Source organism: Pseudomonas helvetica, assembly GCF_039908645.1.
Taxonomy (GTDB): Bacteria; Pseudomonadota; Gammaproteobacteria; order Pseudomonadales; family Pseudomonadaceae; genus Aquipseudomonas; species Aquipseudomonas helvetica.
Genome location: NZ_CP150917.1, coordinates 4,736,042 through 4,760,048, shown reverse-complemented (window position 1 = coordinate 4,760,048; position 24,007 = coordinate 4,736,042). Strand labels below are relative to the sequence as shown.

The window sequence follows — 24,007 nt, the reverse complement described above, 5'->3', positions numbered from 1 at the left end:
GCTACTTGATGCCTATAAAAACCAGATTCGTGGAGCCTCGCTGATGAAATCCTATGAAGTCAATTTTGACGGTCTAGTGGGGCCGACCCATAACTACGGCGGTCTGTCCTACGGCAACGTCGCGTCCCAGAGCAACAGCCAGCAGTCTTCCAATCCGAAGGAAGCAGCGCTGCAAGGCCTGGCGAAAATGAAAGCGCTGATGGAAATGGGCTTTCAGCAAGGCGTTCTCGCGCCGCAAGAACGTCCGGATGTCGGCGCGCTGCGTAGCCTGGGTTTCAGCGGCACCGACGCTCAAGTAATCGAGCAGGCGGCCAAACAGGCGATGCCGTTGCTGGTTGCCAGCTGCTCGGCGTCGAGCATGTGGGTGGCCAACGCCGCCACCGTCAGCCCGAGCGCTGATACCGCCGACGGTCGCGTGCATTTCACCGCCGCCAACCTCAACTGCAAATACCACCGCAGCATCGAGCACCCGACCACCAGCCGCGTGCTGGGAGCCATGTTCGCCGACCAGAAACACTTCGCCCACCACGCAGCGTTGCCTGCCGTGGCGCAGTTCGGTGATGAAGGCGCAGCCAACCACACACGCTTCTGCCGTGAATACGGCGAAGCCGGTGTCGAGTTCTTCGTGTTCGGTCGTAGCGCGTTCGATACCCGCTACCCGGCACCGCAGAAGTACCCGGCGCGTCAGACCCTCGAAGCGTCGCAAGCGGTTGCCCGTCTGCATGGCTTGAGCGAAGACGGTGTGGTGTTCGCCCAGCAGAATCCTTCGGTGATCGACCAGGGCGTGTTCCACAACGACGTGATCGCGGTGGGTAACGGCGAAGCGCTGTTCTATCACGAGGACGCATTCCTCGACACCGAGCAAATGCTGGCTGAACTGTCGGCCAAGCTGGCCAAGCGTGGCGGTCAGTTCAAGGCGATCTGTGTTCCACGTTCCCAGGTGTCGGTCGAAGACGCCGTGCGTTCTTACCTGTTCAACAGCCAGTTGCTCTCGCGCGCTGACGGTTCGATGCTGCTGATCGTGCCGCAAGAGTGCCAGAACAACCCGCGCGTCTGGCAGTACCTGCAAGAGCTGACCAGCTCTGGCGGCCTGATTCGCGAAGTGAAAGTCTTCGATCTCAAGCAAAGCATGCAGAACGGCGGTGGCCCGGCTTGCCTGCGGTTACGTGTCGCACTGAATGAAACCGAGCTGGCGGCGGTCAACCCAGGGGTTATCATGACCCCGCCGTTGTATGGCACGCTGACCCAATGGGTCGACAAGCACTACCGTGACCGCATGACCGAAAGCGATCTGGCGGACCCACAATTGTTGCTTGAGTGCCGGACGGCACTGGATGAACTGACGCAAATCCTTAAACTGGGCGCGGTTTATCCATTCCAGATCAATTGAAAGCCCGCGTCCTGCTCATGAAGAGTCGGACGCGTTGCTTTATCTCCCGATGAGAACGTAAAAATGAGCGATACCCTGCAGCTGATTCTTGAAGACACCGACGGCACTCAGCTGGAAACCTCTTGCACCCGCGTTGCGGTAATGTGGCAGGGCAAAGAGTTGTGGATCCAGCACGACGGCCGTGGCCAGCTGCTGATCGGCGTTGACGTCGAAGAAGGCGATGCCGAATACGCGAACCTGCTGCTGCGCCCATTGGCGACTAATCTGGTAAGTCTGCAACTGGAAATGGAACCGGCTGAAATCGGTGACGAAGACCACGTGCACGGCCCGGATTGCAAACACGATCACTAAGGAATTCGCTCTATGCTCGCCCTCGGCAAACTGCTTGAACTGACCCTCGCCGGCCGTGAACCGGCGGAGAAGACTCAACTGACTGTCGAAGGCGTGCGGATGCGCTGGCTGAGCGAAGGAGCGCTGGAAGTCCGGCCTCCCGAGGCTCGTGACAATGGCCTGGACTTGCTGTTGTCGGCCGGCATCCACGGTAACGAAACAGCGCCGATCGAGTTACTCGATCGCCTGTTGCATGACATCGCCCGCGGAGAGTTGAAGCCGCGCGCACGTATTCTGTTCCTGTTCGGCAACCCTGACGCCATGCGTCGCGGCGAGCGGTTTATCGAGCAGGACGTCAATCGGCTGTTCAACGGCCGTCACGAACTCAGCAGTGGCTCTGAAGCACTGCGAGCCTGTGAACTGGAGCGTCTGGCAGCGAGTTTCTTCAATCTGCCCGACCGCGCCCGCTTGCACTACGACCTGCACACCGCGATCCGCGGCTCGAAGATCGAGCAGTTCGCGTTGTATCCCTGGAAAGAAGGCCGTCAGCATTCCCGTCATGAACTGGCTCGCCTGCGCGCTGCCGGCATGGAGGCGGTGCTGCTGCAGAACAAGCCGTCCATCGTTTTCAGTTCGTACACCTACGACAAGCTCGATGCCGAGTCTTTCACCCTTGAGCTGGGTAAGGCCCGGCCGTTCGGGCAGAACGACGGGGTCAACGTCTCGCGCCTTGAAACCCTTTTGAAGCAGATCATCGAAGGCACCGAGCCGGAGTCAGCAGAACAGAGCCTGGATGGTTTGCAACTGTTCAGCGTGGCGCGGGAAATCATCAAGCACAGCGACAGCTTCCACTTGAACCTGCCGGCGGACATCGAGAACTTCTCGGAACTGAAAAAGGGTTATCTGCTGGCCGAAGACATCGCCCAGACCCGCTGGATCGTCGAGGAGGAGGGTGCGCGAATCATCTTCCCGAACCCGAAGGTCAAGAACGGCCTGCGCGCCGGCATTCTGATTGTCCCAACCACTGCCGAAAACCTGGCCTGATAGCCGCTGATGCCCCTGTAGGAGCAAGGCTTGCCCGCGATGAACGATAACGCGGTCTGGTCGATAGACCGCGGCGCCTGCATCGCGGGCAAGCCTTACTCCTACAAGGGCGATGCTGCGTTTTAGACGGCTACTGCGCGGTGCTCGCTACGACGCAAGGCGCGCATCTTGTGCAGCGTGTCGGCGCAGGTCTTTGCCGCTTCCTGGCCCTTGTGCACGAAGTGCTCAAAGAAGAACTTCTGGTGCTCTTCGCCGGCATGGAAGTGGTGCGGGGTCAGCACGACCGAGAACACCGGCACTTCAGTTTCCAGCTGAACCTGCATCAGGCCGCTGATCACCGACTGGGCAACGAACTCGTGGCGGTAAATGCCGCCGTCAACCACTAAGCCTGCGGCAACGATGCCGGCATAGCGGCCAGACTTGGCCAGCAGCTTGGCGTGCAGTGGGATTTCAAAGGCGCCGCCGACTTCAAAAAAGTCGATATCCGATTCCTGATAACCCTGAGCGATCATCTCGCTGACGAAGCCCTTACGGCTCTGATCAACGATTTCCTTGTGCCAGCACGCCTGGATAAACGCTACGCGCTCGCCCTGATGGTTTTTGCTTTTGCTATCGATTGCGGTGGGTTGCATCTGTTCTGACTCCTGTTTGTGTGAAAAACAGGGCGTTATGAATCGAATGGGATTTAAGGGTACGTGCAGGTCAGCCGTGCAGAGTATGCGCGTTGCCCACGGACGGCCCTTTGGTGCCAATCCCGTTCTCTCTTCATCCGGACTATGACCGTCGGCCCCGGGATCACACCGGGTCTGCTGACCTTGCCGTCATCTGCTGCCGAAGCATCAGTGACACCAAGCGCTCGCGGGCTATGCGCATTGCGCGCAATTACCGCCGGTGGGGAGTTGCACCCCGCCCTGAGAACGTTTTGCTGCCAGATTTTCTGGCGGCGGAGAGTTTTTAACACATATTTGTGGGCTGCGCATGGCTGCTTTCTGATGATATACATCGGTTTTTCCGTTGGCTTGAACCGGCTTTTCCGGTCCGGGCCTTGATTAATCGCGGCGTTGGCCGCAGTAATCCCCTTCGAAAGAGATTTCCCTTATCAGCAGCGACGTTAGCGTCCTATTCCGAGGCCTGATTCATGAGCGTTATCGATCTTCGTAGCGACACCGTCACCCAACCGACCGCAGGGATGCTCGACGCGATGGCCAGGGCGGCCACCGGGGATGACGTCTACGGCGAAGATCCGACGGTCAATCAGCTTGAGGCCGAACTGGCCAGGCGTCTGGGCTTTGCAGCGGCGCTGTTCGTGCCGACGGGCACCATGAGCAACTTGCTGGGACTGATGGCCCACTGTGAGCGCGGTGACGAGTACATCGTCGGCCAGCAGGCGCACACGTATAAGTACGAAGGTGGCGGGGCCGCGGTGCTGGGCTCGATCCAGCCGCAACCGCTGGAAGTTCAAGCCGATGGTTCGCTGGACCTGGCTCAGGTGGCTGCGGCGATCAAGCCGGACGATTTTCACTTCGCCCGGACCCGGCTGCTGGCGCTGGAAAACACCATGCAAGGCAAGGTATTGCCGCTGGAATATCTGGCGCGGGCTCGCCGCTTTACCCATGAACACGGTCTGTCGCTGCACCTGGATGGCGCGCGGTTGTACAACGCAGCGGTCAAGCTGGGCGTCGATGCACTGGAAATCACCCGGCACTTCGATTCGGTGTCGGTGTGCCTGTCCAAAGGCCTCGGCGCGCCGATAGGTTCGGTGCTCTGTGGTTCGGCCGAGTTGATCGGCAAGGCCCGGCGCCTGCGCAAGATGGTCGGTGGTGGCATGCGTCAGGCCGGCATTCTTGCGGCGGCCGGCTTGTATGCACTGGATCACAACGTGCAACGCCTGGCGGACGACCACTCCAACGCGCAGTTTCTGGCTGAAGGTCTGAGCGCGGCGGGGTATACAGTCGAACCTGTACAGACCAACATGGTTTACGTGCAGATGGGTGATAAGTGCGAGGCGCTCAAAGCGTTTGCCGGTGAGCGCGGGATCAAACTCAGCGCCGCCTCACGTTTGCGCATGGTCACTCACATGGACGTCAACCGGGCGCAGATCGAGCAGGTAATCGCGACTTTCGTCGAGTTTTCTCAAAACTGAAGGTGTTAGCCGTCCAATTGACTGCCTGTATCGTACAAACACACTGTACCTGCACACTAACGCCGATATAATGCGGCCCTTTGCCGTCGCTTCGTCTGTTGACGATTCGCACAGGCCTTTGGCCGCAGCCTCCGTGGAAGAACCTAATGAAAAGCGCAGAAATCCGTGAAGCCTTCCTTCGCTTCTTCGAAGAGCAAGGCCACACCCGTGTAGCCTCCAGCTCTTTGATTCCGGGCAACGACCCAACCCTGCTGTTCACTAACGCGGGGATGAACCAGTTCAAGGACTGCTTTCTGGGCCAGGAAAAGCGCGCCTATACCCGCGCCGTCAGCAGCCAGAAGTGCGTTCGCGCCGGTGGCAAGCACAACGACCTGGAAAACGTCGGTTATACCGCTCGTCACCACACCTTCTTCGAAATGCTGGGTAACTTCAGCTTCGGTGACTACTTCAAGCGTGATGCGATCACCTACGCCTGGACCTTCCTGACCTCCGACAAGTGGCTGAACCTGCCGAAGGAAAAGCTCTGGGTCACGGTCTACGCCAGCGATGACGAGGCCTACGACATCTGGACCAAGGAAGTCGGGGTTCCGGCCGAGCGTATGGTTCGCATCGGCGACAACAAAGGCGCACCGTACGCCTCCGACAACTTCTGGACCATGGGCGATACCGGCCCGTGCGGTCCTTGCACCGAGATTTTCTACGATCACGGCGCCGACATCTGGGGTGGCCCACCGGGTTCGCCAGAGGAAGACGGCGACCGTTACATCGAAATCTGGAACAACGTCTTCATGCAGTTCAACCGCACCGCCGATGGCGTGTTGCACCCGTTGCCAGCACCGTCGGTGGATACCGGTATGGGTCTGGAGCGGATCAGTGCCGTGCTGCAGCACGTTCACTCGAACTATGAAATCGACCTGTTCCAGAGCCTGCTGAGCGCTTCGGCCAAGGCCATCGGTTGCACCAATGACAACCAGGCTTCGCTGAAAGTTGTGGCTGACCACATTCGTTCCTGCGGTTTCCTGATCGCCGACGGCGTGCTGCCGTCCAACGAAGGTCGTGGCTACGTGCTGCGCCGGATCATTCGTCGCGCTTGCCGTCACGGCAACAAGCTGGGCGCCAAGGGCAGTTTCTTCTATCAGATCGTCGGCGCACTGGTTGCCGAGATGGGCGAAGCCTTCCCTGAGCTGAAATCCCAGCAGGCGCACATCGAGCGCGTGCTGAAAGCCGAAGAAGAGCAGTTCGCCAAAACCCTGGAGCAGGGCCTGAAGATCCTCGAGCAGGATCTGGCCGAACTCAAAGGCAACGTGGTGCCAGGCGACGTGGTGTTCAAGCTGTACGACACCTACGGTTTCCCGATGGACCTGACCGGCGACATCGCGCGTGAGCGCAACCTGACCATCGACGAAGAGGGCTTTGAGCGCGAAATGGAAGCCCAGCGCGTCCGTGCCCGTTCGGCCAGTTCCTTCGGCATGGACTACAACAGCCTGGTCAAGGTTGATGTGGCCACCGAGTTCACCGGTTACACCGCTCACAGCGGTTCGGCAAAAATCGTTGCTCTGTATAAAGACGGGCAATCGGTCGACGTATTGAGCGAAGGCGAAGAGGGCGTGGTCGTTCTCGATCAGACGCCGTTCTATGCGGAATCCGGCGGTCAGATCGGTGACTGCGGTTACCTGCAGGCAGGCGCTGCGCGTTTCGACGTGCGCGACACCACCAAGACTGGCGGTGCATTCCTGCACCACGGTGTGCTGGATTCGGGCAGCCTGACCATTGGCTCGCCGGTTCAGGCCCAGGTGGATGCCGAGGTGCGTCACGCCACTTCGCTGAACCACTCCGCCACGCACTTGCTGCACGCGGCATTGCGTCAGGTGCTGGGCGAGCACGTTCAGCAAAAAGGCTCCCTGGTCGACAGTCAGCGTCTACGCTTTGACTTCAGCCACTTTGAAGCGATCAAGCCTGAACAGCTGAAAGCGCTGGAAGAAATCGTCAACGCCGAAATTCGCAAGAACTCCGAAGTTGAAACCGAAGAAACCGATATCGACACCGCCAAGCAGAAAGGCGCCATGGCGCTGTTCGGCGAGAAGTACGGCGACAGCGTGCGCGTACTGAGCATGGGCGACTTCTCCGTCGAGCTGTGCGGTGGTATCCATGCCAATCGTACCGGCGACATCGGCCTGCTGAAAATCATCAGCGAAGGCGGCGTGGCTTCTGGCGTGCGTCGTATCGAAGCGGTGACAGGCGCTGCGGCACTGGCTTACCTGAACGCTGCGGAAGAGCAACTCAAGGAAGCGGCCAACCTGGTCAAGGGCAGCCGCGACAACCTGATCGACAAGCTGTCGGCTGTGCTTGAGCGCAACCGTCTGCTGGAAAAGCAACTCGAGCAGTTGCAAGCCAAGGCCGCCAGTGCGGCGGGCGACGACCTGTCGGCTTCTGCCCAGGACGTCAAAGGCGTGAAAGTCCTGGCCGTGCGTCTCGACGGTCAGGACGGCAAGGCGCTGCTGGCGCTGGTCGATCAACTGAAGAACAAACTCGGCCGCGCAGTGATCCTGCTCGGCAGTGTCCATGAGGAAAAGGTCGTGCTGGTTGCGGGTGTAACCAAGGACCTGACTGGCCAACTCAAAGCCGGTGATTTGATGAAGCAAGCCGCTGCAGCAGTGGGCGGGAAGGGCGGTGGTCGTCCAGACATGGCGCAAGGCGGCGGTACCGACGCTGGCGCACTGGATGCTGCATTGGCCCTGACCGTGCCGTTTGTAGAGCAGGGTATTTAAGGCTGCGTGCCGAGCCCGTCGTCTAGTGGCGGGCTTCGCAGCTGTTTGAGTGATTAATGGGCGCCCTTCATGGGCTGAGGCGGCTTTGAAATGGCTTTGATCGTACAGAAATTTGGAGGCACCTCAGTCGGCACTGTCGAGAGAATCGAGCAGGTCGCCGACAAGGTTAAGAAATTCCGCGAGGCCGGCGATGACCTGGTGGTCGTGCTGTCTGCAATGAGCGGCGAGACCAACCGTCTGATCGATCTGGCCAAGCAAATCAGTGGCGGCGATCAACCGGTTCCGCGTGAGCTGGATGTCATCGTCTCCACCGGTGAGCAGGTGACGATTGCACTGCTGGCCATGGCGCTGATCAAGCGCGGCGTACCGGCGGTGTCGTACACCGGCAACCAGGTACGGATTCTGACGGATAGCGCGCACAATAAAGCGCGTATCTTGCAGATTGATGACCAGAAGATTCGCGGTGACCTGAAGGCCGGTCGCGTGGTTGTCGTTGCCGGTTTCCAGGGCGTCGACGAGCACGGCAACATCACCACTCTTGGTCGTGGCGGTTCCGACACCACCGGCGTGGCGCTGGCAGCGGCCCTGAAGGCTGATGAATGCCAGATCTACACGGATGTCGACGGCGTCTACACCACCGACCCGCGCGTGGTGTCCGTGGCTCAGCGCCTGGACAAGATCACCTTTGAAGAGATGCTGGAAATGGCCAGCCTCGGCTCCAAGGTGTTGCAGATCCGCGCGGTCGAATTCGCCGGTAAGTACAACGTTCCGCTGCGCGTACTGCACAGCTTCAAGGAGGGTCCGGGTACCCTCATTACTATTGATGAAGAGGAATCCATGGAACAGCCGATCATTTCCGGCATCGCTTTTAACCGCGATGAAGCCAAGCTGACCATCCGTGGCGTGCCAGACACCCCGGGCGTGGCCTTCAAGATTCTCGGCCCGATCAGCGCCGCGAACATCGAAGTCGACATGATCGTGCAGAACGTTGCGCACGATAACACCACCGACTTCACCTTCACTGTGCACCGCAACGACTACCAGGCGGCGCAGACCGTGCTGGAGAACACCGCTCGCGAGATCGGTGCCCGTGAAGTCGTTGGCGACACCAAGATCGCCAAGGTGTCGATCGTCGGCGTTGGCATGCGTTCTCACGCAGGCGTTGCCAGCCGCATGTTCGAGGCTCTGGCTAAAGAAACCATCAACATCCAGATGATCTCGACTTCGGAAATCAAGGTTTCCGTAGTGATCGAAGAGAAGTACCTGGAATTGGCTGTGCGCGCTCTGCACACAGCTTTCGAACTGGACGCACCGGCCCGCCAGGGCGAGTGATGCTCCGCTAAGGGCGCGGTCTGACCGCGCCCTTTGTTTTTTGAGTGGCGCGACTGAAATCTGTTCTTTTGCTCGTGCTGGTCAATACTTAGGCGTGTAGGGCTACGATCGTTCCGGTTGTAGGTCGAACGCCTTTTTTTTGCAGACTGTTGTCCCTGAAATGAAATGCGTGAGGAGAAAGGTATGCTGATTCTGACTCGTCGGTGCGCAGAAAGCCTGATTATTGGTGATGGCGAAATCACTGTGACCGTGCTCGGCGTCAAAGGAAATCAAGTGCGTATTGGCGTTAACGCGCCTAAAGAGGTGGCTGTTCACCGTGAGGAAATCTACCTGCGGATCAAGAAAGAGAAGGACGACGAACCAAGCCATTAATTTTTATCGTTTTTTATGTTTGCAAACGGGGAAAAGGTTGGTTAAGATACGCCCCGTGTTGCGGAGAGCTGGCCGAGTGGCCGAAGGCGCTCCCCTGCTAAGGGAGTACACCTCAAAAGGGTGTCGGGGGTTCGAATCCCCCGTTCTCCGCCATTATTTATTTAGTACGTTGTAATCTGGCTTCTTCGGTAAGTTGTTGAAATTACTAGAAAAAGTGCTTTACAAAAAGATTTAACGGCCTATAATGCGCGGCAACAAATGCACTCGTAGCTCAGCTGGATAGAGTACTCGGCTACGAACCGAGCGGTCACAGGTTCGAATCCTGTCGAGTGCACCATTTAAGGGTTGTTTGCAGTAATGCAAGTAACCTGGCTTCAACCAGTTGTGATCTGGTCTAAAAACACAAATTGCACTCGTAGCTCAGCTGGATAGAGTACTCGGCTACGAACCGAGCGGTCACAGGTTCGAATCCTGTCGAGTGCACCAAACACCAAAAAGCCTGCGTCTAACGCGGGCTTTTTGCTGTCTGGGATTTGCCTTTTACGCATCCCTTCTCATCGAACACGATTTGCGCGCTTCGACCTTTCTTGCTGTCGTAGCGATAATTCGTCGTCGCGTTTCGAATGCTGACCTTGTCAGGTTTACCTAGCGCACTTTCAACGTCCTGCTGGCTCATGCCGGGAACGATCCGCTGATTGATGATCGCTTCGCGACGCTCCTTGGCGCTGAGCACGTTTGCGCATTTGTCATTCATTTGGCCGATAACGACCGGATCTCTCGGTGTGCTTTTAATTCCTGATGTTTCCTGGTGGTTGGCGCTGGGGAGTATTGCCTCGAATTTGAAAACGCTTGGGTTGTAAATATTCTGTCGCGACAGTGCCTCTCCAGGAGGGCAGCTCAGCGTCGTGTAAGTGATGCGGCCCTCAGCGTCTTCACATCGATGCACAGTCATTGCAGTGGCCTGTAGAGGCGGGCAGAGCAGGGTGATCAACAGGGTTGTGAGTGTTTTCCTGGGCATTGGGCGTCCTCCATGACGGTCACGATCAAGGGTAGTCAGTACATTTCTCGGTGGGGGTGTGTTTTCTTTTCAGGATGAGTCGTCGCAGTTTCAGGGACGCGGACAGCGCTCGGGTTTATCTCGCAAGCGCTTGTTTCAGGCTGGTTTTTTTAACGTTTAAAACCCTCATGCGGTGTATGATTGCGCCCGTCAGCCCCGCCGGGGCTTGTGGAATACCTCCATGGACTTACCCAGTAGTTGCTCAGTACCCCGTTTTACCAATCATGAATTGACTGATTGATCCTTCCGGCGTGCCCCGCTGCTGGGAGTGGAGTTCGCCTATGACCGAAGTTGAAGTAAAGAAAACGCAAGAAAGCCTGCAAGACCGCCTTGCTCAAGTCGTTGAGCTGCTGCATCGCCAGCGAGTGGTCGAAGACCTGACTCATCGCCAGGAAGGTCATCATCACGACCTGGTCGAGAACCTGGTCCACCGGCAAAACCTCGTCGAGTTGCAACGCAAGCTCGATGATCTGCACTCCGCCGACGTTGCCTACATTCTTGAAGCCTTGCCGCTTGCCGAGCGTCTGACTGTCTGGCAGTTGGTCAAGGCCGAGCGCGACGGCGACATTCTGCTTGAAGTATCCGACTCGGTTCGTGAAACCCTGATCGCCGACATGGACGATCACGAGCTCCTGGCGGCGGCCAAGGAGATGGACGCCGACGAACTTGCTGACCTGGCCCCCGAGCTGCCGCGAGACGTCGTCCACGAGCTGATGGAAACCCTTGATAGCCAACAGCGTGAGCGCGTTCGCTCCGCGTTGTCCTATGACGAGGAACAGGTCGGTGCATTGATGGACTTCGAGATGGTGACGATCCGCGAGGATGTCAGTCTTGAAGTGGTTCTGCGTTACTTGCGTCGCCTCAAAGAGCTGCCAGGCCATACCGACAAGCTGTTCGTGGTTGACTACGATGGCGTGCTCAAGGGTGTGCTGCCAATCAAGCGACTGCTGGTCAACGATCCAGACAAGCAGGTTTCGGAAGTCATGGCCAGCGATCCGGTGAGTTTTCACCCGGATGAAGACGCCTACGATGCCGCACAGGCTTTTGAACGTTACGACTTGATTTCGGCCCCGGTGGTCGACAAGAACGACAAACTCATTGGTCGTCTGACCATCGACGAGATGGTCGACCTGATTCGTGAAGAGAGCGAAAGCGAAGTTCTCAACATGGCGGGTCTGCGTGAAGAAGAAGACATTTTCGCTTCAGTCTGGAAATCCTTGCGCAACCGCTGGGCCTGGCTGGCGATCAACCTGATTACCGCGTTTGTTGCATCGCGGGTAATCGGTTTGTTCGAAGGTTCTATCGAGAAGCTGGTGGCTCTGGCAGCGTTGATGCCGATCGTTGCCGGTATTGGCGGTAACTCCGGTAATCAGACGATTACCATGATCGTTCGTGCGATGGCGCTTGATCAGGTCAGTACCGGTAATACCTCGCGTCTCATGCGCAAGGAGCTGGCGGTTGGCTTGATCAATGGCCTGGTCTGGGGTGGGGTAATCGGCGTGGTGGCCTACCTGCTGTATGGTAGTTGGTCGCTGGGCGTGGTGATGACTGCGGCCATGACCTTGAACCTGTTGCTGGCGGCGTTGATGGGGGTTTTGATTCCGATGACCCTGGCGCGCTTTGGGCGCGACCCGGCGATGGGCGCGAGTGTCATGATCACGGCCATGACCGACAGCGGTGGCTTCTTCATCTTCCTCGGGCTGGCGACAATCTTCCTGCTCTGAGTTTCTAGTGTGCGGTCTTGCTCAAGCCAGCAGGCCGCGCACCTTCATTTTTCAATCTATTAGCGTTATGTCGATGGCAATTGAGCTTGCCGTTGAGTAGGTGATTGGCTGAATTTCAGGCAAAAAAAAAGCCAGCACATGGCTGGCTAGAGCTTACGGGATGCAATCAGGAGGCGTCTGCGGCCATTTCAGCGTCATGGGCAATCAGCGAAACCAATGCGTTTTGCTGGCGGTGGGAGAGTTGACGGAAACGTTGAAGCAGTTCGCGTTCGTGCAATGACAGCTCGGGGCTGTCCAGGCGCATGCTCAATTCTTCGCCCAGCGCGCCTTCCTGAATAAGACTCTGCTCAAGACGGGCGATGATCTCGGAATTCATGCTGCGGTGATGATTGCGAGCCACCTCGGCAATGCGTTCACGCATCCCGTCTGGCAGACGTACGACGAACTTGTCAGCCGTACGGCTGGAATAAATTGCCTGTTTCAATGGGCGCATATATTTAACCGGTTAGTTCAGGGGAGCGGTTCTCGGAATTGGCCGCAGGATGTCATGTAGGACAAGCCTCGTCGCCAAATGTTCAACCTGAATTGATATGAGGCCCGCATCATGCCTCAAAATTGCCAGATCATTGGCGTCAATTCTGTGACAAATATTGAACTGGAAGCAGGCGTTATGCCAGCACCAATTATCAGAAATGCGGACTGGTTTGAAAACACTTACCGGGCCCGTACATCTGACCGCGTCCTCTTTGCCCGACAGGTGCGTGCTTGGGCGCCCCTGAGCGTGCATGCTATGCGGATACGATCTTCGTTCCTTACAAGATACAGAATAGTGGCAAATGGCCGATTTACTAGGGCGAGCACGCAATGGGGGTGATATAGGGATGCACGGCAGACTTATTTATTTGATGGGGCCGTCCGGCTCCGGCAAAGACAGCCTGATCGATGCGGCCCGCGACTCTTTGCTTGGCCTTGATTGCGTTGTGGTGCGCAGGGTGATTACCCGGTCGGCTGAATCGGTCGGCGAAGACGCTTTGAGTGTTTCCAGGGAGCAATTCGCTCAAATGAGGCACGAAGGCGGTTTTGCACTGTGCTGGCGGGCCAATGGGCTGGATTACGGCATTCCGGCAGAGATCGATAGCTGGTTAAGTGACGGTCGCCATGTACTGATCAACGGCTCAAGAGGGCATTTGTCTGAAGCCATGGCACGTTATCCGTCGTTGTTGCCCATAGTGCTGACGGTAAAAACCGATGCCCTGCGCAAGCGTCTTGAGCGGCGAGGGCGCGAGAGCGCTGAGGAAATCGAAGCCCGACTTGAGCGCAATGCTCTGTTTTTAATGGACGCCGCTCAGGAAGATCCGGAAGGGATCTTTCGGTTGGACAATTCTGGCGAGCTTTCCACTGCCGTCGACAATTTGCTGGCTCTATTGGTGCAAGAGGGTATCAGCGCAAAAGCCGATCGAATCTAAGCCCGTGATCGAAGCTGGTGTTTGCCTACACTTAATAAGCCTTACAGACGACATGACAAAACCGGGCCTGCCCGTTAACATGCACGCCGTCCATCGCGCCGCATGTCCTTGCGGCCGGCATGTGTCTCAGTAGCTCAATTGGATAGAGCATCCCCCTCCTAAGGGGAAGGTTGGCAGTTCGAACCTGCCCTGGGACACCACTAACACAGGATGTTTCTGCACGCGCTCCGACCTCTGTACATCATCGCGACCGCGACGTAGCCGAAAACAACATCGAAAAGCCCCGCTCGGGATTACCTGGCGGGGCTTTTTTTGACATGTGTTTGCAGTCCATCCACCTAACCCCACAATTGTTTGCCAACACCTATAAGGGAACGCCACAACTGGCCGATAACCCGATGGGCCGTTGTCCTGCGCGACGCCCCTATGGGCGGCGAAGTTGAGCTGGTCCCTGCATTTGTCTTTGGGTTCATCTTCTTAATTGCCTGGAATCTTCGATGCTGGCGTACCACCAAAAAAGCTTTTTGATCGTCGATGATTTCTCGGATTTCCGTAGTTCGGTCAGGTCGATGTTGCGTGAGCTGGGTGTCAAGGATGTCGACACTGCCGACACGGGTGAGGTGGCGCTGCGCATGTGTGCGCAGAAGCGCTACGACTTCATCTTGCAGGATTATCACCTTGGCGATGGCAAGAAGAACGGTCAGCAGGTGCTTGAAGACCTGATGGTCGAGAAGCTGATCAGCCATGAAAGCGTGTTTCTGATGGTCACCGCCGAGAGCAGTCAGGCGATGGTGCTTAGTGCGCTCGAGCATGAGCCGGATGCGTATCTGACCAAGCCTTTCAACCGCGCTGGCCTGGCCCAGCGGCTGGAGCGACTGGAGCAGCGCAAGACGTTGCTCAAGCCAATTCTGCAGGCGCTGGATCGGGGTAAGCCGGTTGAAGTCCTGAATGCCTGCATTGAGCTGTGCAAGCAGGACCCGCGCTATTCGCCGCTGTGCCTGCGTTACCGTGCCGATGCGTTGCGCGACATGAATCAGAATGAGGCGCTGGAGCGCTTGTACAACAGCATTCTGGCGGATCGTCCATTGCCTTGGGCCTATGTCGGTCTGGGGCGATTGATGTTCAAGCGTGGCCAGATCGCTCAGGCAAAAGCTGTCTACGAAAAGGCGCTAAAGGCTTTCCCGATGATGCCGGCGTTGTATGACGGACTGGCCGATGTGCTGGTTGCTGAAGGCGACACCAAGGCTGCGCAGAATGTGCTGGAAGAGGCTGTTCGCCTGTCGCCATTGGCGGTGCGCAGGCAATCGTTGTTGGGCAAGTTGGCGATGACCAACGAAGACTTCGAAGGTGCGGCGAAAGCCTATCGTCAAGCGGTCTCCCAGGGGGCGCAGTCACGTTTCAAGGACCCAGAAAGCAATCTTGGCCTGGCTCATGCGCTCATCAGTAAAGGCAGTGAAAAAGGCCTGGATACCCGCACTCGACTGGAGATCAACCAGACCCTGAGCGCCGTCGCCAAGGAAAACATCAACGATCCGGGGCTGCAGATCCGGGCGCGCTTGATGAAAGCCACCAGCCTGCTGCTCAACGATGCCGAAACTGCTGAGAAGCTGACGGAGCAAGCACTGGCCCGTCTGGATGGCATGGAGCAGTTCATGAGCGCCGAAGCGGCGTTGCTGGTCGCCAAGCAGTTGAAGATGTTGGGGCAGACTGACGCCGGTAATTCGATGTTGAAAAACTGCGCCGAGATTTACGGCGACGACCCGGTGGTGATGCAAGGCATTGCCCAGCAGACCGACGACCCGGCGATTCTCAACTCCGGCAACGCGGCGGCAGATCTCAACCGCCAGGGCGTGCGCAGTTACAAGGCGGGCGCGTTGCCCGAGGCGCGGGAGCTTTTCCGCGGTGCACTGTTGTTGCAACCGAAGAACATCAGTATTGCCCTCAACATGGCGCAATCGCTGTTGCATGGGGCTGATGCAAGCCTCGATTCAGCGCTGCTGGAAGAGTGCCGTACATGCCTGAAAATGGTGGGCATGATGCCCGAGAGCGATGCGCGTTATCCGCGTTATCAGAAGCTGCGAAGCAAGGCGTTTGGCGAATGAATGATGTTGACGAGGGGCTCGACTTTTCCACGGTGATCGCCTCCACCGTACACGACATGAAGAACTCCCTGGCGTTGCTGATGCAGGCCCACGGACAGTGGCTTGCGCGCTTGCCTGCGGCTCAGCAGCACACTGCCGAGCAGGGCGTGATCGACTATGAGTTCGCTCATCTGAACGGCATGCTGGTGCAGTTGCTGGGGCTCTACAAGCTCGGCGTCAACCAGTTGCCGTTGCGTCCGGACTATCACGAACTGGACGATTTCATCGAAGCGCAGCTGGCGGCTCATCAGGACGTGTTCAAGAGTCGCGGCATTGTCGTGACTTATGAGATCGATCCCTTGAGCCCTCTCGGATTCTTCGACCGGGAGCTGATTGGAACGGTATTGGCCAATGCGATCAACAATGCCATTCGTCATGCCAGGCATTCGCTATTGATCAGCATCGGTGAGGAAACCGGGCAGTTGCTGTTGTCGATCAATGACGACGGCGAGGGTTTCCCGGACCAGATGATCGAGCGTCAGGCGGATTACGTACAGGGCATCAATCCGGCCAGTGGCAGCACCGGCCTGGGTCTGTACTTCGCTGCGCGTATTGCACAACTGCACCAGCGCAGTGGCGTGCACGGGCGCACTGAAATCCGTAATGGCGGCCCGTTGGGAGGCGGGTTGTTCAATCTCTACCTGCCCTGATATCCGCCACGGCACGCAGCATTTTTGTAGGACATTTTTATGTCCCGGTGCTTGATATTCCGAACAGCTGGTGCCTATTTTGTACATGTCGCCGTTCGCGGCTTGCACAACTTCAAGGATAGAGTCATGACGACCGATGGTCAGCGTTCACTCGCACAACGATTGACGGGTATTGATGAGATTGAATGCGTCACCCCGGATCTCAATGGCGTGCCGCGTGGCAAGGTCATGACCGCAGAAGGATTCCTTGAGGGACGGCGTTTGCAAATGGCGCGTGGCGTGCTGCTGCAATGCATCATGGGCGGTTATCCGTCGGCACGATTTTACGGCAGTGACGACGGCGACTTGGCGCTCAATGCCGATCCGAAACAAATTCACCGTTTGCCCTGGAGCAAGCAGCCCCGCGCGTTGGCCATTTGCGATGCCGATGAGTTGAGCGGGGAAAGCTCGCGTCTCTCGACTCGCGGTCAGTTGAAAGCGGTGATCGCCCGTTATGCCGCTCGCGGTTTGGCGCCCGTGGTGGCAACCGAGATGGAGTTCTTTGTTTTTGCAGCGAACACCGACCCGACCCAACCTTTCCAGCCGCCGGTTGGACTGGACGGACGTCGCGAGGAAGGTCATTCGGCATTCAGTGTCAGCTCCAACAACGGTTTGCGCCCGTTCTTCAATGACGTCTACGAATGCATGGCAGCCCTGGGTTTGCCGCGCGATACCTTCATGCACGAGATGGGCGTCAGCCAGTTTGAAATCAATCTGCTGCACGGTGATCCGCTGCTGCTGGCCGACCAGACATTCCTGTTCAAGCATCTACTCAAGGAAGTCGCGCTCAAGCACCACCTGACCGTGGTCTGCATGGCCAAGCCACTGGCGCATACGCCGGGCAGTTCGATGCACATTCACCAGAGCATCGTCGAGGTGGGCACGGACCGAAATGTGTTCAGCGATGACGCTGGACAGCCGACTGCAATCTTCCGTCATTTCATCGGTGGCCAGCAGGCAGGGATGGCAGATTTCACGGCGTTGTTTGCGCCGAACGTGAACTCTTACCAGCGTCTGTGCCATCCTTACGCATCGCCGAATAATGCCTGCTGGTCTTATGACAATCGGGCGGCGGGGTTACGGATTCCGGCCAGCTCGCCAGAAGCGCGTCGGGTCGAGAATCGTCTACCGGGCGCCGATGCCAACCCGTATCTGGCGATTGCCGCCAGTCTGGCGGCCGGGTTGTATGGCATTGAAAACGAACTGGAGCCGACGCCGGCCATTCAAGGCCAGTTTGAAGTGCCGGACAGTTTGTCGTTGCCGTGTACCTTGCATGCTGCTCTTGAGCGTCTGACACGTAGCCAATTGGCGAAGGAACTGTTTGGCAAGGAGTTCATCGAAGGCTACATCGCTTCGAAGACCATGGAGTTGAGCAGTTTTCTTGATGAAATCACTCCCTGGGAGCGGCGTGTTTTGGCCGCCCAGGCCTAACCGATTCGTCGCTGTCGGGCTATCGTTGTCGGTAGCCCGGTACTCACTGCAAGGAGCCGCTCGGAACGCCGATGCGCCAAATCCTGAAATCCTTTCGAGCGCTTTATTTTGCCTCGCTGATGATGTTGATCGGCTCGGGCCTCCTCAGTACTTACCTGGGCTTGCGTCTGGCAGCGGACCATGTCGACAGTCTGTGGGTCGGGGCGCTGATGGCGGCCAACTATTTCGGCCTGGTGCTGGGCGGAAAAATCGGTCACCGGTTGATCGCACGGGTCGGTCATATCCGGGCCTACTCGGCCTGTGCCGGGATCGTCGGTGCGGCGGTGCTGGGGCACGGTCTGATCGATTGGCTACCGGCCTGGCTGGTGCTGCGGATGGTCGTTGGTCTGGGCATGATGTGCCAATACATGGTCATCGAGAGCTGGCTGAACGAGCAGGCCGAAGCCAAGCAGCGCGGGCTGGTGTTCAGCGGCTACATGATCGCTTCGTACCTGGGGCTGGTGCTGGGCCAGTTGATTCTGGTCATGCACCCGTCCCTGGGGCTGGAATTGCTGATGCTGGTGGCGTTGTGTTTTGCGCTGTGCCTGGTGCCGGTCGCGCTGACGCGGCGGATTCACCCGGCGCCCTTGCACCCGGCGCCGATGGAGCCGCGCTTTTTCATGAAGCGGGTTCCGCAGTCTCTCAGTACGGTGCTCGGCGCTGGCCTGATCGTCGGTTCGTTCTATGGTCTGGCGCCGTTGTACGCGTCCCAGCAAGGGCTTTCCACTGAGCAGGTCGGTCTGTTCATGGGTAGCTGCATTTTTGCCGGGTTGCTGGTGCAGTGGCCACTGGGCTGGTTGTCGGATCGTTATGATCGGGCGCTGCTGATTCGCAGTTTTGCCTTTTGCCTGGCGCTGGCAGCGTTGCCGTTGGCGATCATGCCGCAGGTGCCGCTTGAGGTGCTGTTTATCGCTGGCTTCGCCTGCTCGCTGGTGCAGTTCTGTCTGTACCCGTTGGCGGTGGCGTTTTCCAACGACCACGTCGAGGGTGATCGGCGGGTATCGCTGACCGCCATGTTGCTGGTGACCTACGGTGTGGGGGCGAGCATCGGTCCGCTGGTGGCGGGTGTGCTGATGAAGTTGTTCGGCAGTCAGATGCTGTACGCGTTCTTCAGTTTTTTCGCAGTGGTGCTGGTATGGCGCATCCGGCCGAAAGCGGTGACCAATCTGCATCAGGTGGAAGACGCGCCGCTGCATCACGTGGCGATGCCGGACAGCATGTCGAGTTCGCCACTGGTGGCAGCTCTCGACCCGCGGGTCGATGAGCAGGTCGTGCATGACCAGATGCAAAATGGCGCGAGCCCTGATCCGGATCCTGAGCAGGATGCAAAGTCCGAAGCTCAGGACACCGACAGCGCTGATGAACAGACTGATGATCCGGGGGCGGAGCGCCCGAAAAGCTTTACCGAGGCCAGGCCTTAGGGCAAAAAAAACGGGCAGTCACCGCAAGGGACTGCCCGTTTTTTCAAGCGTCTGGATCAGATGTCGTCTTTGTCGAAGCGGCGCGCTTCGCGTTGCAACTGATAGACGAAGCGCTCGACCTGACGCTGCACCAGCCCGCTCATGTTGTGAAAGCGTACGCCGGCGAAAGTGGTGTCGATTTTCTCTTCGTGATGCAGATAACGCAGCTCGACCGGTGCGGTCATGCTGCCGAAGGGCAGGGCGGCGATGAAGCGTTCATAGACCTGACCCAATTGAAGTCCGCTGGTGATGTCGCCATCAAAGCGCAGCTTGCAACCCGTCGCCGAGATATCCAGCAGTTTACCGCTGACAGGCGTCTTGAGCTTTTCGCCACCGAGTTCGATGTTTACCAGTTGTGCCAGTTTCAAGGCTGCGCGAAACGCATTGCGACGCTGGTGGTAAACCACTTCATCGGGCAGCGTGCCACGGTAGCAGCGGCCACCGTTGGACTCGTCGATGGTCAATGTGCCGTTGCTTTCCCAAGCAATACGTACGCCTTCATGAAAGCCTTCAACCCGAAAAGCTTCGCCGGCAAGCAGGAAGCGTTCACCATCGCGGGGGATCATTTCGTCCAGGGCGATCATGTTGCTGTCGCGATCGATATCGATCAGGTAGCTCTGAAATCGCTGGCTGCGTTCATGGAACGTGATGATCAGGGGATCATGGCTCTCTTGCAGCATCCGCAGGTTGCCGGTGATTTCCAGCGGGGTGCTGAGCACCTTGGGTGGCTGCGGAGCATCTTCCGCGCTTGAGGCGTTGAACACGGTTTATCAATCTCCAGACAGAATACGATCACACGCAAGAGCTAGCATTCTGCCAGCATGTTTCGTGCCTTGATAGAGCACGCTTATTTATGAGTTCAAGCCTGACTGAGCGCGCGGGGTTTCACCAGCATTGCGGTTGATCCGCGAGCGTCATAAAGGGTCGGAGACTCGCCACCGTTGAGGATTTTCAACTGATTGGCGGTGGTGGCTTGTTGCACCTGGATCGAGCGGCCGTTGAGCTCGTTGGCGGTTTGGCAATCTGCAAGCAGTTGGGTCAGGGCGTCGCTTTGGGTCAGCAACTGATCGCCGATACTTGAGTGGGCGGCGAACTGCTCCAGGCCTGCGCGGTTGGCAGGCAGGTTCAGGCTCGCGAGAAGTTCGCTGCGTTTGCGGCCATGCTGTTCCAGCAGAATGATCAACCCCTGTTTCTGCGCCAGAATCTCTTCGAGCAGCGGCATGTCACGGCCGTGCAGGGCGAGGGATTCGGTCTTCAGCAGCTCCAGCAACTGTTGCGCTGGAGCGAGGTCATCGGTGATCAGTTGCAGTAAATGAGTGTCGTGCATGGCTGGCCTTGGGTTTTAAGCGTCCAAAAGCCTGGCGCAGGCCTTTGGCTAGCGCTGGGCTTCGAAATTAAGCAGTTTGCTGGCTACACGGTTGCTGTCGACCTTATAGCTGCCATCGGCAATCGCTGCTTTCAACTCGGCCACGCGGGCGTTGTCGACGGCAGGCTGATCGTGCAGCTTGTCAGTGATCTTCTGCAACTGTTGAGCCTCATTGCTGAGGTGTACCGATTCCCCGCTTTGGGTGGCACCGACCTGTTCGGTCGAGGTGCTCAGCGGCGCGGATTTGCCGGCATCGCCGGTGTCCTTGCTGACGCTGGTCCGCGTGCTGCTTGCGAGCGTGGGAGAGCTGTTTAAACGGCTGAAATCGATGACCATGATAAAAAAACCTCTGGGAATTTGGACGCTTGCCATGTTTTCGGCCATGCCCGGGAAAACTTTAGGCTCAATAGTCGATGAGCCCGGGCGCGTCGGTATTTGCCCTGCGTGAGGCACAGTTTAGGGAACAGGACGGTTGTGCGCCAGTTATCTACATGGAGACTTCCACCTGCCCCGGGGCCATGACTTGCGCCTTGATGACCCGTTGGGAGTTGAGGTTTTTGACTCTGATCTGTTCGTTAAGGCCGCCATTGGACAGCGCCTCACCCGGCATCCGCACGCTGAGCGTGCCGCTGCGGGCGGTGATGACCACCTGATCACCCTTGCGCACGACTTCTGCCTGCTCCAGATGAACAAGCGTAATCACTTGATCGCTGACCATTGGTCGGACAAGTTTTTGTCCGATGGCTTGATCGACGTTTGTCAGATATCCCTGATTGATCAGGCTGATATCGCGCTCACGCAACATGACATCCGAAGGGTCGATGATTCCGGCTCGTTTGAGGGGGCGGGTGGTCGTGACGACCTCGCGAAACAGGCGGACTTGAGCGGGTACGAAGACTGTCCAGGGGGAGACGCCATCGCAACGGACTTTCACCGTAACCCGGCCCAGAGGTATCGCGGGGCTCTCCAATGTCGCTGTCAATTCCCTGTCGCACGCCGGCATGTGCATGCGCGGGTCGAGCTTGTTGACTTCGATTTCGTAGCGCCCTGCGGTTTGGCTGGTGGCCAGATAGTCTTCTACGGTGAATTCAAGAAAGCCCTGAGTGACGCCGATAAGTAGATCAGGCAAGGTAACCGGGTCAGCAAAGGCAGGGCTGCCAACGTTCAACAGGCATACGGCTGACAGGGCGCCGAGGAATTTACGGCACATTGATGTCAGGCGTCGGGAAAATGTCGTTTTTGTGTTCATGGCAGTTAAAAAGCAAGCGCCGTGCCGTTTAGTGATGAATGTGCGTCGCAACACACTTAGCGTTGGTGTAGGAGTCTGGGCATGGCTGGTGTAATGGATTCGGTTAACCAGCGCACGCAACTGGTAGGGCAGAATCGCCTGGAGCTGTTGTTGTTCCGTCTCGACGGCCAGCAGCTTTACGGGATCAACGTGTTCAAGGTTCGGGAGGTGCTGCAATGCCCCAAACTGACCCTGATGCCCAAGTCCAGTCCTGTCGTGTGCGGTGTGGCGAATATTCGTGGGGCAACCATTCCGATTCTGGATCTGGCAATGGCGACCGGCTCAGGCGGGTTGCAGGATCAAAGCAATCCCTTCGTGATCATCACGGAGTACAACACCAAGACCCAGGGTTTTTTGGTGAGGTCGGTCGAGCGGATCGTCAACATGAATTGGGAAGAAATCCATCCGCCGCCCAAGGGCACGGGTCGCGATCATTACCTGACCGCAGTGACTCGAGTCGACAATCAGTTGGTTGAAATCATCGACGTGGAAAAGGTCCTGGCGGAAGTTGCGCCGACGTCGGATGTGATTTCGGTGGGCGTGATCGATGCCGAGACCCAGCACAAGGCGATTTCGTTGCGAGTGCTCACTGTCGATGACTCGTCGGTGGCGCGCAAGCAGGTCTCGCGTTGCCTGCAGACGGTGGGGGTTGAAGTCGTTGCGTTGAACGACGGCCGGCAAGCGCTGGATTACCTGCGCAAACTGGTCGATGAGGGCAAGAAGCCGGAAGAAGAGTTTCTGATGATGATTTCCGACATCGAAATGCCCGAAATGGACGGTTACACCCTTACGAGCGAGATCCGCAGCGACCCTCGCATGCAAAAGCTCCATATCATCCTGCATACTTCGTTGTCAGGTGTATTCAATCAGGCGATGGTGAAGAAAGTCGGTGCCGATGACTTCCTTGCCAAATTCCGTCCTGATGACCTGGCATCCCGGGTAGTCGACCGGATCAAAGCAGCAGATATCAGCTAGTGGCCTTCGCTCCTGGCGGTCAATACGATTTAAGAGGCGGCATCATTGTCTACGGGTAATTTGGATTTCGAACAGTTCCGGGTCTTCCTGGAAAAAGCCTGTGGCATTTTGCTCGGTGAGAACAAGCAGTATCTGGTGTCGAGCCGTCTCAACAAACTGATGGAACAGCAAGGCATCAAGTCCTTGGGTGAGTTGGTGCAGCGGATGCAGACCCAACCGCGCAGTGGTTTGCGCGAGATGGTGGTGGACGCGATGACGACGAACGAAACCCTCTGGTTTCGTGACACCTATCCGTTTGAAGTCTTGAAGAACAAAGTGCTGCCTGAGTCCATCAAGGCCAGTCCCGGGCAGCGCCTGCGGATCTGGTCGGCGGCGTGCTCGTCCGGGCAGGAACCGTATTCGCTGTCGATGTCGATCGACGAGTTCGAGCGGGTCAATATGGGGCAGTTGAAGATGGGGGTGCAGATCGTGGCCACCGACCTGTCCGGGACCATGTTGACCAACTGCAAGACCGGTGAGTACGACAGCCTGGCGATTGGTCGAGGTCTTTCACCGGAGCGTCTGCAACGCTACTTCGATCCGAAAGGGCCGGGACGTTGGGCGATCAAGGCACCGATCAAGAGTCGGGTGGAGTTCCGCTCGTTCAACCTGCTGGACAGCTACGCCAGTCTCGGCAAGTTCGACATCGTGTTCTGCCGCAACGTATTGATCTACTTCTCTGCCGAAGTGAAGAAAGACATTCTGCTGCGGATTCACAGCACGCTGAAGCCGGGCGGTTATCTGTTCCTGGGGGCTTCCGAAGCGTTGAACGGTTTGCCGGATCATTATCAGATGGTTCAGTGCAGCCCGGGGATCATCTATCAGGCGAAGTGATTGGCCGGTCGTCGGTACTGAAAAAAATAACGGGAGTCCTCAGGGGCTCCCGTTTTTTTTGTCTTCTTTGTAGGAACTTTGGGAGGGCAGGCGGCAGAAAAGCGGCAGGCGCCGGAAAT

General features: G+C 57.7%; 22 protein-coding genes, 4 tRNA genes and 1 riboswitch. Of the genes, 19 read left to right on the top strand and 7 right to left on the bottom strand.

Annotated features, from left to right (window positions below; translation table 11 throughout):
* The first annotated feature begins 43 nt into the window (after nt 1–43).
* The 3 genes from astB to astE all read left to right on the top strand — a co-directional run bounded on the left by astB (nt 44) and on the right by astE (nt 2,764).
* On the top strand, nt 44–1,390 hold the full coding sequence (astB, locus tag AABM55_RS22185) for an N-succinylarginine dihydrolase (protein WP_054593617.1): 1,347 nt from the start codon (nt 44–46) through the stop codon (nt 1,388–1,390).
* A 63-nt stretch (nt 1,391–1,453) separates the two neighbouring features.
* Complete coding sequence (locus AABM55_RS22180) at nt 1,454–1,741, top strand: hypothetical protein (RefSeq protein ID WP_019693158.1); 288 nt, start codon at nt 1,454–1,456, stop codon at nt 1,739–1,741.
* Nucleotides 1,742–1,753: 12 nt separating this feature from the next.
* Nucleotides 1,754–2,764, top strand: a complete 1,011-nt coding sequence (gene astE / locus AABM55_RS22175; RefSeq protein WP_347927767.1) for a succinylglutamate desuccinylase — start codon at nt 1,754–1,756, stop codon at nt 2,762–2,764.
* A 122-nt stretch (nt 2,765–2,886) separates the two neighbouring features.
* On the opposite strand, the gene AABM55_RS22170 is transcribed toward astE, so the two are convergent.
* Nucleotides 2,887–3,396 (bottom strand): 6,7-dimethyl-8-ribityllumazine synthase, encoded by a 510-nt coding sequence (locus AABM55_RS22170; RefSeq protein ID WP_054593615.1) that lies wholly within the window; start codon nt 3,394–3,396, stop codon nt 2,887–2,889.
* Between the two features lie 120 nt (nt 3,397–3,516).
* Nucleotides 3,517–3,687: riboswitch (FMN riboswitch) on the bottom strand.
* 215 nt (nt 3,688–3,902) lie between these two features.
* On the opposite strand from AABM55_RS22170, the gene ltaE reads away from it, so the two are divergent.
* The 7 genes from ltaE to AABM55_RS22135 all read left to right on the top strand — a co-directional run bounded on the left by ltaE (nt 3,903) and on the right by AABM55_RS22135 (nt 9,865).
* On the top strand, nt 3,903–4,907 hold the full coding sequence (gene ltaE, locus AABM55_RS22165; protein ID WP_347927766.1) for a low-specificity L-threonine aldolase: 1,005 nt from the start codon (nt 3,903–3,905) through the stop codon (nt 4,905–4,907).
* A gap of 146 nt (nt 4,908–5,053) precedes the next feature.
* Nucleotides 5,054–7,675 (top strand): alanine--tRNA ligase, encoded by a 2,622-nt coding sequence (alaS, locus tag AABM55_RS22160; RefSeq protein ID WP_054593613.1) that lies wholly within the window; start codon nt 5,054–5,056, stop codon nt 7,673–7,675.
* 90 nt (nt 7,676–7,765) lie between these two features.
* A complete protein-coding gene (locus AABM55_RS22155; RefSeq protein WP_054593612.1) occupies nt 7,766–9,007 on the top strand; it encodes an aspartate kinase in 1,242 nt (413 codons plus the stop codon).
* 183 nt (nt 9,008–9,190) lie between these two features.
* A complete protein-coding gene (gene csrA, locus AABM55_RS22150; protein WP_003178872.1) occupies nt 9,191–9,379 on the top strand; it encodes a carbon storage regulator CsrA in 189 nt (62 codons plus the stop codon).
* Nucleotides 9,380–9,441: 62 nt separating this feature from the next.
* Nucleotides 9,442–9,532: transfer RNA gene (locus AABM55_RS22145), tRNA-Ser, on the top strand.
* Between the two features lie 107 nt (nt 9,533–9,639).
* A tRNA-Arg gene (locus AABM55_RS22140) sits at nt 9,640–9,716 on the top strand.
* A 72-nt stretch (nt 9,717–9,788) separates the two neighbouring features.
* Nucleotides 9,789–9,865, top strand: a tRNA-Arg gene (locus AABM55_RS22135).
* Between the two features lie 19 nt (nt 9,866–9,884).
* On the opposite strand, the gene AABM55_RS22130 is transcribed toward AABM55_RS22135, so the two are convergent.
* Complete coding sequence (locus tag AABM55_RS22130; RefSeq protein ID WP_347927765.1) at nt 9,885–10,397, bottom strand: cell envelope protein SmpA; 513 nt, start codon at nt 10,395–10,397, stop codon at nt 9,885–9,887.
* Between the two features lie 320 nt (nt 10,398–10,717).
* On the opposite strand from AABM55_RS22130, the gene mgtE reads away from it, so the two are divergent.
* Nucleotides 10,718–12,160, top strand: a complete 1,443-nt coding sequence (mgtE, locus tag AABM55_RS22125; RefSeq protein ID WP_347927764.1) for a magnesium transporter — start codon at nt 10,718–10,720, stop codon at nt 12,158–12,160.
* Between the two features lie 166 nt (nt 12,161–12,326).
* Here mgtE and AABM55_RS22120 read toward each other — a convergent pair whose 3' ends face one another.
* Nucleotides 12,327–12,653: an Arc family DNA-binding protein gene (locus tag AABM55_RS22120; protein WP_003178899.1), complete on the bottom strand. Its 327-nt coding sequence runs from the start codon at nt 12,651–12,653 to the stop codon at nt 12,327–12,329.
* 388 nt (nt 12,654–13,041) lie between these two features.
* Here AABM55_RS22120 and phnN point away from each other — a divergent pair, with 388 nt between their 5' ends.
* From phnN to AABM55_RS22090, 6 genes are all read left to right on the top strand, one after another.
* Nucleotides 13,042–13,626 carry a phosphonate metabolism protein/1,5-bisphosphokinase (PRPP-forming) PhnN gene (phnN, locus tag AABM55_RS22115; RefSeq protein WP_054593609.1) on the top strand — a complete coding sequence of 195 codons (585 nt, stop codon included), beginning with the start codon at nt 13,042–13,044 and terminating at the stop codon, nt 13,624–13,626.
* A 123-nt stretch (nt 13,627–13,749) separates the two neighbouring features.
* Nucleotides 13,750–13,826, top strand: a tRNA-Arg gene (locus AABM55_RS22110).
* A gap of 297 nt (nt 13,827–14,123) precedes the next feature.
* Nucleotides 14,124–15,728: a tetratricopeptide repeat-containing response regulator gene (locus AABM55_RS22105; RefSeq protein WP_054593606.1), complete on the top strand. Its 1,605-nt coding sequence runs from the start codon at nt 14,124–14,126 to the stop codon at nt 15,726–15,728.
* On the top strand, nt 15,725–16,417 hold the full coding sequence (locus tag AABM55_RS22100; protein WP_054593605.1) for a sensor histidine kinase KdpD: 693 nt from the start codon (nt 15,725–15,727) through the stop codon (nt 16,415–16,417). The genes AABM55_RS22105 and AABM55_RS22100 overlap by 4 nt, the downstream gene beginning before the upstream one ends.
* A gap of 228 nt (nt 16,418–16,645) precedes the next feature.
* Nucleotides 16,646–17,887, top strand: a complete 1,242-nt coding sequence (locus AABM55_RS22095; protein ID WP_347930078.1) for a glutamine synthetase family protein — start codon at nt 16,646–16,648, stop codon at nt 17,885–17,887.
* Nucleotides 17,888–17,958: 71 nt separating this feature from the next.
* Nucleotides 17,959–19,347 (top strand): MFS transporter, encoded by a 1,389-nt coding sequence (locus tag AABM55_RS22090; RefSeq protein WP_103318694.1) that lies wholly within the window; start codon nt 17,959–17,961, stop codon nt 19,345–19,347.
* A 56-nt stretch (nt 19,348–19,403) separates the two neighbouring features.
* Here the strand turns inward: AABM55_RS22090 and AABM55_RS22085 are convergent, their stop codons facing one another.
* The 4 genes from AABM55_RS22085 to flgA all read right to left on the bottom strand — a co-directional run bounded on the left by AABM55_RS22085 (nt 19,404) and on the right by flgA (nt 22,001).
* Entirely contained in the window at nt 19,404–20,150 is a 747-nt protein-coding gene (locus AABM55_RS22085; protein ID WP_054593602.1) for a flagellar brake protein, read from the bottom strand.
* 95 nt (nt 20,151–20,245) lie between these two features.
* A complete protein-coding gene (locus AABM55_RS22080) occupies nt 20,246–20,713 on the bottom strand; it encodes a flagella synthesis protein FlgN (protein ID WP_054593601.1) in 468 nt (155 codons plus the stop codon).
* Between the two features lie 48 nt (nt 20,714–20,761).
* A complete protein-coding gene (gene flgM, locus AABM55_RS22075; protein WP_347927763.1) occupies nt 20,762–21,088 on the bottom strand; it encodes a flagellar biosynthesis anti-sigma factor FlgM in 327 nt (108 codons plus the stop codon).
* 151 nt (nt 21,089–21,239) lie between these two features.
* A complete protein-coding gene (gene flgA, locus AABM55_RS22070) occupies nt 21,240–22,001 on the bottom strand; it encodes a flagellar basal body P-ring formation chaperone FlgA (protein ID WP_054593600.1) in 762 nt (253 codons plus the stop codon).
* Between the two features lie 81 nt (nt 22,002–22,082).
* On the opposite strand from flgA, the gene AABM55_RS22065 reads away from it, so the two are divergent.
* Together AABM55_RS22065 and cheR are read left to right on the top strand one after the other, a co-directional pair.
* Complete coding sequence (locus AABM55_RS22065; protein WP_054593599.1) at nt 22,083–23,015, top strand: chemotaxis protein CheV; 933 nt, start codon at nt 22,083–22,085, stop codon at nt 23,013–23,015.
* Nucleotides 23,016–23,060: 45 nt separating this feature from the next.
* Complete coding sequence (gene cheR / locus AABM55_RS22060) at nt 23,061–23,888, top strand: protein-glutamate O-methyltransferase CheR (protein WP_054593598.1); 828 nt, start codon at nt 23,061–23,063, stop codon at nt 23,886–23,888.
* Nucleotides 23,889–24,007 lie beyond the last annotated feature (119 nt).